The 12723-nt window shown below is 63.9% G+C and carries 10 protein-coding genes; 5 read left to right on the plus strand and 5 right to left on the minus strand.

The window, feature by feature from the left end:
- Positions 1-105: 105 nt before the first annotated feature.
- Both ABMA32_RS08355 and ABMA32_RS08360 read right to left on the minus strand, forming a co-directional pair.
- Positions 106-1347: a GNAT family N-acetyltransferase gene (locus ABMA32_RS08355; protein WP_349013233.1), complete on the minus strand. Its 1242-nt coding sequence runs from the start codon at positions 1345-1347 to the stop codon at positions 106-108.
- A gap of 151 nt (positions 1348-1498) precedes the next feature.
- Positions 1499-3163 (minus strand): GumC family protein, encoded by a 1665-nt coding sequence (locus ABMA32_RS08360; protein ID WP_349013234.1) that lies wholly within the window; start codon positions 3161-3163, stop codon positions 1499-1501.
- Positions 3164-3406: 243 nt separating this feature from the next.
- On the opposite strand from ABMA32_RS08360, the gene ABMA32_RS08365 reads away from it, so the two are divergent.
- Genes ABMA32_RS08365 through ABMA32_RS08375 form a run of 3 tightly spaced genes read left to right on the plus strand, consistent with a single transcriptional unit; the run spans position 3407 to position 7754 of the window.
- Entirely contained in the window at positions 3407-4945 is a 1539-nt protein-coding gene (locus tag ABMA32_RS08365) for a hypothetical protein (RefSeq protein WP_349013235.1), read from the plus strand.
- A 47-nt stretch (positions 4946-4992) separates the two neighbouring features.
- Positions 4993-6201, plus strand: a complete 1209-nt coding sequence (locus tag ABMA32_RS08370) for a glycosyltransferase family 4 protein (protein WP_349013236.1) — start codon at positions 4993-4995, stop codon at positions 6199-6201.
- Positions 6201-7754 (plus strand): glucosamine inositolphosphorylceramide transferase family protein, encoded by a 1554-nt coding sequence (locus ABMA32_RS08375; protein WP_349013237.1) that lies wholly within the window; start codon positions 6201-6203, stop codon positions 7752-7754. Before ABMA32_RS08370 ends, ABMA32_RS08375 begins: the two co-directional genes overlap by 1 nt.
- On the opposite strand, the gene ABMA32_RS08380 is transcribed toward ABMA32_RS08375, so the two are convergent.
- From ABMA32_RS08380 to proC, 3 genes are all read right to left on the minus strand, one after another.
- Complete coding sequence (locus ABMA32_RS08380; RefSeq protein ID WP_349013238.1) at positions 7755-8861, minus strand: glycoside hydrolase family 5 protein; 1107 nt, start codon at positions 8859-8861, stop codon at positions 7755-7757.
- Positions 8862-8866: 5 nt separating this feature from the next.
- Complete coding sequence (locus ABMA32_RS08385) at positions 8867-9625, minus strand: WecB/TagA/CpsF family glycosyltransferase (RefSeq protein ID WP_349013239.1); 759 nt, start codon at positions 9623-9625, stop codon at positions 8867-8869.
- 176 nt (positions 9626-9801) lie between these two features.
- The gene (gene proC / locus ABMA32_RS08390; RefSeq protein WP_349013240.1) at positions 9802-10614 is read right to left on the minus strand and encodes a pyrroline-5-carboxylate reductase; all 813 of its coding nucleotides are present in this window, start codon (positions 10612-10614) and stop codon (positions 9802-9804) included.
- A gap of 182 nt (positions 10615-10796) precedes the next feature.
- Between proC and folD the strand changes: the two genes are divergently transcribed.
- Both folD and ABMA32_RS08400 read left to right on the plus strand, forming a co-directional pair.
- Positions 10797-11696 (plus strand): bifunctional methylenetetrahydrofolate dehydrogenase/methenyltetrahydrofolate cyclohydrolase FolD, encoded by a 900-nt coding sequence (gene folD, locus ABMA32_RS08395; protein WP_349013241.1) that lies wholly within the window; start codon positions 10797-10799, stop codon positions 11694-11696.
- Positions 11697-11724: 28 nt separating this feature from the next.
- Entirely contained in the window at positions 11725-12723 is a 999-nt protein-coding gene (locus tag ABMA32_RS08400) for a GlxA family transcriptional regulator (RefSeq protein ID WP_349013242.1), read from the plus strand.

Raw genomic sequence — 12723 nt, forward strand, 5'->3', positions numbered from 1 at the left:
TACCGCGCCCGAACTTGAAGCGCCAGTTAAGATTTCGTTAAAGGCCGGCGGCCGATTTGAATAAAGTTTGCCATGCTTGAGTAACCTTCGTCTCTGAGGCCGCTCTCAGTCTCGACTGAGCCCAAGTCGCTGCCCCAGCCGCGCGAGGCGTTCCAGATGATGGTGCAGGGTAGGCCGGTCGACAGCCAGACGCCGCAGCCGCCGTCGCAGGGCTGCTTCCACCGTCACCGGCAGACCTAGCGGCGAAAGCGCTTCCTGATATTCGAAAAGCTCAAACGTCTCTGCGTCGAAGCGGCTCTTGTAGGACAGCGACCCCACGCTGAGGTCGAAGACACGATACCCCTCGTCGGCACACCACCGCAGCGTCGTGTAGATTGCGACCAGACCCGGCGAGCCGGACTGCGTTTCCTTGCAGTCGCTGATCGCCGGGGCAATGAGCGTGAAAACGTCGTTGCAGGTGAAACCATAGACGATCGCCACGGGCCGGTCGCCGGTGCGCAGTGTCAACAGACGAGCGGGTGGGTTTTCGACGTTTCTGTCGGCCAGCGACCGGTAGAACGAGACAATGTGCGGATCGAGCATCGCGTCGCGGCGGCCAAGATCCGAGAACCGCGCCCTGCGGAACGCGACCAGCGTTTCCATAGCGGCGTCGACCTCGTCGTTGGTCTTGGCCTCACTGAAGGTCACGGGACCGAGTTGCGTCAGTTTCTTCGATTTGCGGCGAACTTCGCGCGCCACGGAAACCCTGTCGACGTCCAGCGATGAGCCATCGGGATGGCGCAGGGAGAGCGTCGTGGCGCTCGCGCCCATGGGCTTCAGGAAGTCGGCTCCCGTCAGCGCGTGGGGCACGCCAAACAGCAGGCGGGGCGTCTTCTTGAAGCTGACCGCATGGATGCCGGGTACAGCCTTGACCGATGCGCGCCAAAGGCTCGCGGTTTGCTTCGCCGACAGCGGCTCTGCTGGAAAGAACGCCGGCGCGAAATAGTCGGTGATACCGAGATCGAGCCCCTCGAGGACGACCACACCGAACTTGCGGCGGCGGATGAACGGGAAGAGGGCGATCGGTTCGCCCGCCCTGTCGACCACACCGACAAGGGCGAGACTGTCGGGAGCACTCAACAGATGGTGCTGGACAGCGTCCAGGAAGCGCGAGCCAAGGAAGATGTTCCGGTTCGTCGCCTCCGCGAGGGTGAAGAACGGGTCGGAAGTTCCCGTCAGCAACCGGGCGACGAAACGACCGTCATCGGATGTTTGCCGGCTTGCCGTGCGATTGACGGCCCGACCGTCTGTCTCGATCTTGCGGTGGTTGTCATCGGCCATGCGGTTGACGCCCGATACTGCTGACACGTCCGAATCCTCTTTTGGAGCCGGACAACGCTCTCCGACAAGATGTCGATAGCCCCTGCGCGTCGCGGGAGGGTAAACGCGACGGGCAGATTTCCCCGATGGCTGCCCGGGTGGCTAATGAAAGATTAAGACGGCTCGCCGAGGCCGGGGCTCAGCCGCGCGAGTGGCGCGGACCTCGATCCAACGTGCCGTCCGCCTCACGCATTGTCTGAGCCATCATGAGCAGGGGCTTTGCGGACGCCGGCGTATTGGTCTGGAGCGGCGGCTGTTCTGGCATTTCCGCCCGATTCGAAGAAGGTCTTTCCTTCATCGCGACGGCATCCTGCCGGTCTATCATGAGCAAGGCGTTGCTGGACGAGCGCGGCTTGGTTTCCCGCCGGAGGTCCGTGTCGCCTGTCTTCGGGTTCTGCCGCGTGCCGCCAGTCGGCGGCGTATCCAACGGCTGTCTGCTTGCAACGCGGGCGGCGCGCACGCTGCGCGGGCGGCGGACGACCGCCATGACGGTCGTCGCGGCGACTAGGCTCAGCAGTCCCAGAACGGGCGCAAGCAGGACGATCGACGGACGGCTGGATCGCAGCGGCGGCACGGCCGGCGACACCACCTTGACGTTGTCGTTGGCGATCAGCGCCAGTTCGTCGGTCGTCTTGTTGCGGGCGAGGAATTTCTCGTAGATGTCGCGGTCTGCGGACGCCTCGCGCCGCAGAGCTTCCAGTCGAACCTTGGCCGCGTCGGTCACAACAGCGCCCGAGCTCATGCCGGCGATGTCGGCCTCGAGCTTCTTCTGGTGGGCCTCGGCGACGTCGAGTTCGCCTTTGAGGCGGCGGGTGACGTTCTGGCGCTCCTCGCGAATCTGCCGCTCGATGCCGTCGAGCGCCTGCCGCGCCTGAGCGATGCGCGGGTGGCGCGCGCCATAGGTGAGGCTCAGCTGTTCGAGCTGCTGTTTGAGCTGCGCCTGCTGCTGGCGCAAGAAGGTGAGTTGGGCGGGCTCACCGCTGCGGCCGTCGGAAACCACCAGATCGCCAGCGCCCTCGCTCGTCTGGCTCTGGTATCGCGCGCGCGCCGCTTCGGTCTCGTTGCGCGCCAGCGCGAGCTGTGCGCTCAGCTCGGTCAACTGGCGCATCTGCAATGTGTTATTGTCGTCGACGTAGAGGATGCCGTTCTCGGCGGCGAAATCGGCGACGGCTTTTTCGGAGTCGTTGAGCTTGCGGCGCAGCTCGACCAGCCGTTCGGAAAGTGCGCGCGCTGCAGACTCGGTCGCCTGCCGGAGGGAAGCGTTCTGCGCATCGGCGAATTCATCGGCGACGCTGTTGGCGATGCGGGCGGCTTCCTCCGCCGTCTCGGCCTTGAAGGAAATCTCGACCAGATAGGTAGCACCCTTGCGCTCGACCGAGAGGTTGCTCTTGAACTTGGCGAGCGCCTTGAGCTGATCTTCCTCGGAGAGCCGGTTCTCGACATCGCCCAGCATGCCGAGCTTGTCCATGACGGCGAGCAGGAAACCGTCGGAGCGCATGATCTGCACCATGCTTTCCAGCACAGCCGCGTCGCTGCCGATGGGCTGCAACACGTCTTCCTGCAACGTCACCTGCTGGTTGCGCGGATCGACCAGAACGGTCGCAGTTGCCCGGTAGGGAAACGGAACCAGCGAGAAGAGCACGATTCCGACTACGGTAAGAAGGATGGCGATCGCGATGATCCGGACCAGATTGTCGAGCACGAAACGAAGGAGCGACAGCGGATCGACGGCGCCCGCCGTCTGACCGGAGCTGGCGCGCCGGTTGCTGTTCATCGTTTCGGGCATATCCCAATCGGAACTCATCACGCCTTCCACAAGATGCGCGTGCGCAAGGGTTCGCGAACCGTCGGCGGGTTAATCATGACCGAACCGTAAACAGGAATGCTGAATGGGGAGTTAACCAATCAGACAGGTTGCAGCTGTAGCATGGCGACTAGATCGCAATATCGACCGGATTTTGGCGCAGCTTTCGCCAGCCGCGCAGGATAGGCGGTTTTCGTTGTCCCTAGGGCGGCCTCCCGCCGGTACAGTCACCCAGGAGCTTGCATGGCCGTCGCGGCCGCCGACAACCACGATCTTCAGGAGCGCGCCTCCGCTGCGGCCGAGAATTTCGCCAACGCGGTTCTCTCGGTCGCAGTGGCTGCGGTCATCACGGCAGTGCCGGTGTTTGCGCATATCATCCATCCCGCACTGGGCATCGTGTCGGCAGCACTGCTGGCAGGGCTCTGCGCCTGGCGCATGCCGCAGATCGCGATCGTGGTGATCTTCTTCGCTTTCCTCTTCCAGAACACATTCGTCTCGCTTGCCGTCAACAGCGTCACCAGCGACGACGAGTTCGACATCATACGCGGCTACAACTTCGTCACGCTGGCGGTCGTCTGGCTGGTGCTTACTGCCGGCTTTCTCCTGGACTGGAACAGGCGGAACCGGGCGGCCGATCCCTTCGTGAAGATGCTCGTCGGCGTCTATGCCATCCTTGGCATCTATTTCCTGCTCGGTTTCGCCCTCTACGGCATGACCGCGATCATCTACCTCCGGAACATCGTCACGCCGTTCCTGCTCTTCCAGATCTGCATGATCGCCTTCCTGAGGCAGCCGGTGCGGCTTGGCCAGGCGCTGACCATCCTGTCGGTTCTTCTCGTGATCTGCGGATTCGCGGAGTTCTTCTGGCGCGAGACATGGCTCGACCTCACCAACGGCTACGCCTTCTGGGAGCGGGCGGCCGGGCCGAATTACATCACGATGGCGTACGACAAGAAATTCGCCGAGACCGGCATCGTCGCGACCGGCTTTCTCGACAACATCAGGATAACGCTGTTCAACTCGCCGCTGTTCGCGGACTACGAGATACAGGTCATGCGGCTGTTCGGCCCGAACATGCACGCCATCAGCTTCGCTTATGCACTCTGCTTCCTCGCTGTTTTCGCGCTCTATCGCGGCCGGTTCGTGATCAGCGTGGCGCTTCTGGCGCTGCTGGTGCTGACAAGCGCCAAGGGGCCGCTGATCCTGTTCCTGCTGGTGGCGGTCGCCTGGATGCTATTCAGGCTGTTCGGCGCAGTCTTCGCCTTCGCGTGTCTTGGCCTTGCGCTGGCCGTTTATGCGGTGGCCGGAATCAAGTTCGGTCTCGACATCGGCGACTACCACGCCATAGGCTTCATGGGCGGCGTGCACGAGTTCCTCACCAATCCCATCGGTCGCGGCATCGGCGCGGGGGGCAACCTCTCGTCGGAGTTCACGTCCATAGACTGGCCTGCGGCACAGGCGGCTGGGCGCACGCCCTTTGCCGTGGAGAGCGCCGTTGGTGTGCTGATGTCGCAGATCGGGGTTTTCGCCTTCGTGGTGATCGGCGCCTATGTCTGGATTGCCTGGCGCGTATTGCGGATCGCGCGTGAGACCGGCAACGACCTGCACGCGGCGGCGGCTTTTGCGCTTGCGGCGATCGTCGTGACGGGCCTTTTTCAGGAAGAGGCTTATTTCGCGCCGCTGGCGCTTGCCGTGTTCATGGCGCTGGCGGGCATGATCGTCGGAGCGGCCGGTCGCGCCGGCCTGCTCGACCAACATGCCCGTCCGCCAACCCTTTCTTGAGGTTTTTCTGGTCCTTTTGACCGGAATTCGTTACCGGCGCGCCTGAAATGAATAAAAAACCGATTCGCGGACCGATCCGTCTGCTGTTCATCCAGACCCAGGCCGAAATGGCCGGCGCGCAGGAGATTTCGCGCCTGCTCGGCGACGGTCTGGGACGCGAGCGTCGTCTCAACGGCGAGCCGGAATTCGAAATCCACCACCTGTTCTTCTATCGCAAGACTTCCGCCTTCGACCGCTGGCGCAACGTGCATTTCTGCCTGGAAGACAGCCCGAAGGGGCCGTTCTCGCTCATCGCCTTCATGTCCAAGCTCGTGAAGATGATAAGGCGCATCCAGCCCGACGTGCTGCTGACGTTCCAGCACTACGGTAACATTTTTGGGGCGCCGGCCGGGCGGCTGGCAGGCGTCCCCGTCATTGTCGCGAACCATGTGTCGGCACCCGCGACCATCTCGACCGCCACCCGCGCCATAGACAAGGCTCTTGGCCTGATGGGAGTCTACGACGTCATCACCGTCAACTCAAACGAGACTTGGCGAACCTACCAGTCCTACCCCGAGCGCTACCGCAAGCACCTCGTCCACGTGCCGCACGGTTTCGAGGACAAGTCGGTGAATGTCGGCCGTCAGGAGGCGAGGGCGGCGTTCGGCTTGCCGGCAGGCGTCCCGCTCATCGGCTCGGTCGCGCGGCTGCATCCGCTGAAGCAGCTGGATGCGGCCATCGAGGTCATTGCGCGCCGTCCGGCCCTGCATCTGGCCATCGCCGGTCAGGGGCCTGATGAAGGGCGCTTGCGGACGATCGCGCAGGATCTTGGTGTGTCCGATCGCGTCCATCTCATCGGCGACATGCCACCGCAGAAGGTCGGCCTGTTCCTGGCTGGGCTCAACGTCTTCGTCTTTCCCTCGGCGGCCGAAACCTTCGGGCTTGCCGCCGTCGAGGCTGCGCAGGCCGGCATCCCCGTCGTCGCCAACGACCTTGCCGTCCTGCGAGAGGTGCTGACGATCAACGGCGAGCCCTGTGCGCTCTTCGCCGACGCGTCCAACATCGACGACCTCGCAGCCAAGATCGACATTGTTTTCCGCGATCACCAGCAGGCGGCGCGTATGGTGGCGCTGGGGCGCAAGCTTGCCGGGCTCTATTCCGTGGAGAGCATGGTCGACGCATATGCCGGCATCATCCGCAACACGCTTGGTTCGAGTGCGGGCGATGCAGCCGGAACGCTCGGGCCGCAGGCCGCCGCCCTGCGCTCGCCGCGCTGATGAAGGCGCGTCAGCCGAAGGACATTCTCGTCGCGGCCGAGACGACAGCATTCGCGCGCTGGGTTCTGTGGCTGGCTGAGCGGCTGGCGAAGGAGCACGGTTGGCGGGTTTTCCTGAGGCTTGTCGAGCCGACTGGTCCGGCATCCACCGCGCTGCCAACGCTTCTTTCGCTGGAAAAGATGTTGGTGAGGCAACACCAGCCGGGCGGCGCGGATCGCATCGGGCGAGATGCGCTCGAAGGACGATATGCCGAGCCGGCGGGGTTTCGCCCCAATGTCGTGATCGACCTGACCGCAGAAGGCATTGATGCACAAGCGGTGCGGCTGAGACCTCTCTATGACGGTCAGCCCGGCGAAACGGCGTTGGCTTCGGCGCTGTTCTTTCGCGGCACACCCGACATCGCCATCGAGATGATCGAGCCTGGGCAGGCTGTCGGCCGGGTCGTCGCGAGCGGCACGGCCTCGCTGGAAGCGGCTGCCGGCATCGGCGGTAGTATGGAGGCCGTCGCCTCTCGCGTCATCACGCTTCTCCTGAAGGCTCTGTCCGATCCGTCCGACGCGCCGGCCTCGGCGCAATCGACGTCCCTTCGTCCGATCCGCAGCCGCGACATCGCCGTCCGCACGGCGAAGGACGTGGCCCGCGCCGCCGTCCGCGCGGCCTATCGGCTCTGCTGTCACGGCTCACACTGGCGCGTGGGCTGGCGCTTCGTCGAGCCGGGTGGCGACGTCTGGAGCCGTCGCGACCTCGCGGGCGAGCGCTGGAATGTGCTGCCCGATCCTGTCGACCACTTCTATGCCGATCCGTTCCCTCTGCAATGGCAGGGGCGCGACTATCTGTTTCTGGAGGATCTCGACCACAAGACCGAAAAAGGCGTCATCGCCGTCGTGGCGTTCGACGAGGCCGGCCGGCCCGGTCCCGCGATGCCCGTGATCGAGGAGCCGTGGCATCTTTCCTATCCGTTCCTGATCGAAAGGGACGGGGACATCTTCATGATCCCGGAAAGTTCTGGTAACCGCGACATTCCGCTCTATCGGGCGTTTGATTTTCCCTTGAAGTGGCAGCGTATCGCCACCTTGGTCGAAGGCGTCGACGCGGCCGATGCGACCATCGTCGAGCAGGACGGGCTGCTCTACCTGTTCGCGGTCGTGCGCGATCGCGTAGGCGGCTATTCGGACACGCTGGCGATCTGGTGGTCCGAGGGCCTGTTCGGACCGTGGCGGCCGCATGAGGGGAACCCCGTTCTGGTCGATGACCGCACGGCGCGTCCGGCGGGAAACTTCGTGCGCATCGACGGCGCGCTCCATCGGCCCGTCCAAGATTGCCGGCGGGCCTATGGATCGACGCTGGGTCTTATGAAGGTGACGAGGCTCGATCGCGAGGGTTTCACCCAGAAATCGGAAGGCCTTATCGAGGCGGGTGGCGAGTGGCCGGGCAAGCGCATTCATACGCTGAACTACAATGGCCGGCTTGAGACCATCGATGGCTTTACACTGCGCCCGAGGTTCAAGCCCGCAGCCGACCTTGTGGACTGGTGGTATCGCCCGAGAGGCTGATCACTGCCGTGGGATCAGCGCGTCCATGACGCCTTCGTCCGGCGTCCCCGTTTCCGAGTCCATCAGCCCGAACCCGTCCTGAAAATCCCAATGCGTCCAGCCGATGCAGCGATCCTCAGCGTTTCGGCGGACGTCGGAAAGCCAGTCGAGCCGCGATTGCCGGGGCGTGCGCCATGACAGGACGCCGAACTCGTTGACGATCACCGGGCGCTGCCACTGGACACTCCAGTCGGCCATCATGTCGAAGGCGGACGAGATCATGGCGTCGTCCCAAGGCGTTTCCAGCGACCGCTTTACCACGTCGGCGGCGCGGGCATGGCCTTCCGCCTCCAGCTCCGAGATCCTAGCCTTGATTGCGGAATCGCTCGCCTGTGCTGGGAAGGGAAGGCCACCCAGATAACGCAGCGGGTCGTCTGCGCCGCCCCAGTCCGCGCCCTGATGGGTGAAGGCGAACGGATCGTAGTAGTGGACGGCATAGATGACGTTGGGATCGGGGAAAGGCTCAAGTCCCGCCAGTTCCTCATGCCGCTGCGGACCCGCCGGACCGACGATGATGCTGTGCGAGGGCAGGACGGCACGGATTTCAGCGACCAGCTTTCCGGCAAGCGGCCACCAGGTGGCCTGGTCCGCGTGCGGTTCGTTCAGCAGTTCGACCGCGAGCTTTGCCGGATCAAGGAAACGAACCCGTTTGGCGATATCTCCCCAAAGCTCCGTCAGGTAGGCCTCCGGATTCGCTTCCCGTTCGAGAATGTCACCGGCATGCAGGTCGAGCGAGACAGTGTAGCTGAGGCTGAAGAGCAAAATGGCCTGCTCGTACATCTGATCCAGATAGGCGTCGCGGCCCGCCCCTTCGAGCCGCACGCCATCGAGGGGCAGGCGGATATGTGTGAAGCCGCGATCTCTTAGTGCCCCGAGCTGCCGGACGGTAGGCCTGCGGACCTCGTCATCGCTGTCCCAGCCCGGCAGGTTGACGCCGCGCTTCATGGTGGCAACCAGGGCCGGATTTGCGAACTGTTCGTTGACTGAACAGACCTCATCGGTTGTCGGCGCGGAAAGGGCGGGTGCGACCAGAAGCCAAAGTCCCGCCGCCAGCAGAACCCGCCACATCGCTATCACCGCGAGTGGCGGATGAGTGCGCCGAGCGCCTGAGGATTGGTCGTCAGGTAGCGGACGGCGAGGCGTCGCGGCTCCAGCCAGAGGCGGTAGAGCCACTCCACACCGGAAGCCTGCATCCAATGCGGGGCACGCGAGTTCTTGCCCGAAATGAAGTCGAAAAGCCCGCCTGAGGTCTTCACCACGCCCACCACGGTCAGCTTGTCGATGTTGCGATGGAGGAACTGCTGCTCGAGCGGCACGCCGAGGCCGATCCACAAGATGTCGGGTTTGGCCGCGTTGACTTCCGCGACGATGGCGTCCTCCTCGTCGCGGCTGAAATAGCCGTTGCGGCGGCCGGCGAAGACCAGCTTCGGATAGCGGCTGCGCATTTCCTCGACCGCACGGGCATTCACTTCCTCGGTTGCACCAAGGAAGTAGAACGAGACGCCAGCCTCCTGCGCCTTCTGTGCGACATCATGGACGAGGTCGGTCGTGGCGACCCGCTCCGGCAGCGGCGTCTTGGAGAACATCTTCGAATAGAGGACCATCGGCGTACCGTCGGCGTGGATCTGGTCGGCCTTCCGCATCAGGGCGAGAAAGGCGGGGTCCTTGCCGCAGAGCGCGAGCACCTGTCCATTGGCGGACGTAGAATAGAAGGGACGAAGGCCCTTGCCGCGGCGCGCCAGCGCTTCGGCGACGAAACCCCGTGCCGAGGCGTCCAGGTCCGTCTGGGCAATGGGAAGCCGTCCGAGGTAACTCGTCGGCCAGTCTTTCATCCGCATTTCGGCAGGCACTGTAATTTCCCGTTCGGCGGTCGCTTCGGCTAGCATCGCGCCGAAAGTCTCTCTGAAACGCAAGCGTTGAAGCCCTTATCTTGGGAAAAGGGCCGGTTTTTCAATAGCGGCATATAGCGATAGTTAACCCCCGGAGGTTCCCGGCGGGTTAAACATCTCTACTTGCCCAGTTCGATGCTGCGGTCGCGCGCCGCCTCCACGGCTTCCGCGACGAGGTTTTTCAGCCGGTCCTCGCCCATCAGGACGCCAAGCGCGGCGGCCGTGGTGCCGTTGGGGCTCGTCACCTGCTTGCGCAGAACGGCCGGGTCTTCGCCGCTTTCGGCCGCGAGCGAAGCCGCGCCGAATACCGTCTGCATCGCCAGGAGCTTCGCCGTATCGGCGGGCAGCCCGACCTTTTCGGCTGCTGCCGTAAGGCACTCGATTAAATAGAAGATGTAGGCTGGGCCGGACCCCGATACCGCGGTGACCGCGTCCATCAGGCTCTCGTCGTCGATGGTAGCCACCCGTCCGCTCGCCGACAGGAGGTCGCCGACGAAAAGCTTCGTCTTGTCCGTGACGTTGGCGTTGGAGAAGACGACCATCATGCCCTTGCCAATCGCGGCCGGCGTGTTGGGCATGCAGCGGACGATCGCCGTTTGCCCGCCCAGTATGCCGGTGAAGGTGGCTACGTTCGCGCCTGCGGCGATGGAGAGGAATGTCGATTTGTCCGCGAAGCCCGCATAGCCGGCGACCACGTCACGCAGCACCTGCGGCTTGACCGCGATGACAATCAGCTCGGGTGACAGCCCGGCGGGCAGGTCGGCGTTTGAGGCGGCCACCGCGCTGCCGAGTCCGACGGCCCGCTGCCGCAAATCCTCGTTGGGCTCGACCACCAGCGTTTCGGAAGCCTTCAACTTGCCCGAACTCAGCCATCCCGAAAGCATGGCGTAGCCCATATTGCCGCATCCGACGAGCAGAACCCGGATTGTCATGTCATTCTCCAAGGCGGCATTGCGTCTCCGGCCGCGCATTCCGGCGCTTTTATCACCGTTGCGCGCGGGGTCCAGCATCAACCGGTCTTTCGGTTTCGCGGCATCGGACGCCGCAAAGCCAGATTGCCCCCCGCCGCGTTCTTCATTATGCGGGATGCCTGCAGAATAAAATCGGGTGGAGCATGGCCGAAATCATCGACGGGAAACTGGTTGCCGAGGACGTCGTCGCGAAGGTCAAGGAATTGACCGACGAGCTTCTGGCGAAAGGTCACACCGCCCCCGGGCTGGCAGTTGTCATTGTCGGCGAGGATCCGGCAAGCCAGGTCTATGTCGCCTCGAAGTCCAAGAAGGCGAAGGAGTGCGGTTTCGTGTCTGTCCAGCATACGCTGCCGGCGGACACGAGCGAGGCCGATCTGCTGAAGCTGATCGCGGACCTCAACGCCGATGGCTCCATCGACGGGATTCTCGTGCAACTGCCGCTGCCCGGCCATATCGATGCGGGCAAGGTCATCCAGACCATCGCGCCGCAGAAGGATGTCGATGGCTTTCATTTCGTCAATGTCGGCAAGCTCGGCACGGGCGAACTCGAAACCGCCTTCGTCCCCTGCACGCCGGCAGGCTCCATGATCCTGATCGAGCGCGTGCGTGGCAAGGATCTGTCGGGACTCAACGCCGTCGTCGTCGGCCGCTCCAACATCGTCGGCAAGCCGATGGCCAACCTGCTGCTGGCGGCCAACTGCACGGTTACGATCGCCCACAGCCGCACCAAGGACCTGCCGGCGCTTGCCCGCACAGCCGACATTCTCGTCGCCGCCGTCGGTCGGCCCGAAATGGTCAAGGGCGACTGGGTGAAGCCGGGAGCCACCGTCATCGACGTCGGCATCAACCGCATCCCCGCGCCGGAGAAGGGCGAGGGCAAGAGCCGCCTCGTCGGCGACGTGGCCTTCGACGAAGCTGCGAAAAACGCAGGCGCCATCACGCCAGTGCCGGGTGGCGTTGGTCCGATGACGATCGCGCTGCTTATGGCCAACACCGTGGTTTCGGCCTATCTCAAGGCTGGACTGAAACGTCCCGTATTCTGATCGGCGCCATTTCGCCGGGGGCCTCCCAATGCCGACGCCGCCGCTTGCCACGATCGTGCAGCCACCTGCCGGCCTGAAGGAAGGCGGCAGACAGTTCGCGTTCCTGCTGGTCGACAAGTTCTCGATGTTCTCGCTCGCGGCGGCCATCGACGCCTTCCGCTCGGCAAACCGCCTGCTTGGGCGCGACTATTACGGCTGGACCACGGTTTCGGCTGACGGCGAGGCGGTCATCGCGTCAAACGGGCTGCCAATCAAGATCGACTACAGCGTCAACGATATCCCGCCCGTCGACATCCTGTTCGTCGCGGTCGGCCTGACCACTGAGTTCCCGGGCAAGTCTAAAGTGCTCGGCGTGCTGCGCAATTGGGGACGTCGTGGCGGTGCGCTCGGCGCGCTGTCGGTCGGCTCCTATCTGCTCGCAGAGGCTGGCCAGCTCGACGGCTATCGCTGCACCATCCATTGGGAGAACCGCGCGGGCTTCACCGAGCGCTTTCCGGACATCAACTGCACGGGCAACGTCTACGAGATCGATCGCAAACGCTATACCTGCGCCGGCGGCACGACGTCGATCGACCTGATGCTGGAGATCATCCGCACCGATTTCGGCTCCAACCTCGCCAATGGCGTCGCCAACCAGTTCCAGCATGAGCGCATCCGCTCGGCCGGCGACCGCCAGCGCGTCGGCCCCGAGCGCGACCTCACCGGCAAGTCGGAAAAGCTGAAGAAGATTGTCGAGCTCATGGCCGACAATCTGGACGAGCCGTTCTCCGCCGTGCAACTCGCCAAAGCGGCCGGCCTTTCGGTGCGCCAGGTGGAGCGCCTGTTCTTGCGCCACCTCAACATGACGCCCGGCCGCTACTACATGCGGCTGCGGCTGGAGCGGGCACGCGAACTGCTGCGTCAGACCAACATGCCGATCCTCGACATCGCGATTGCGACCGGCTTCACCTCGCACTCCTATTTCGCACAAAGCTACCGCCTGCAGTTCGGCCGTCCGCCTAGCGAGGAACGGCGCACGACCTACTAG

Origin of the sequence: Mesorhizobium quangtriensis, assembly GCF_040081925.1 — a bacterium.
In the GTDB taxonomy this organism is placed as follows: Bacteria; Pseudomonadota; Alphaproteobacteria; order Rhizobiales; family Rhizobiaceae; genus Mesorhizobium_K; species Mesorhizobium_K quangtriensis.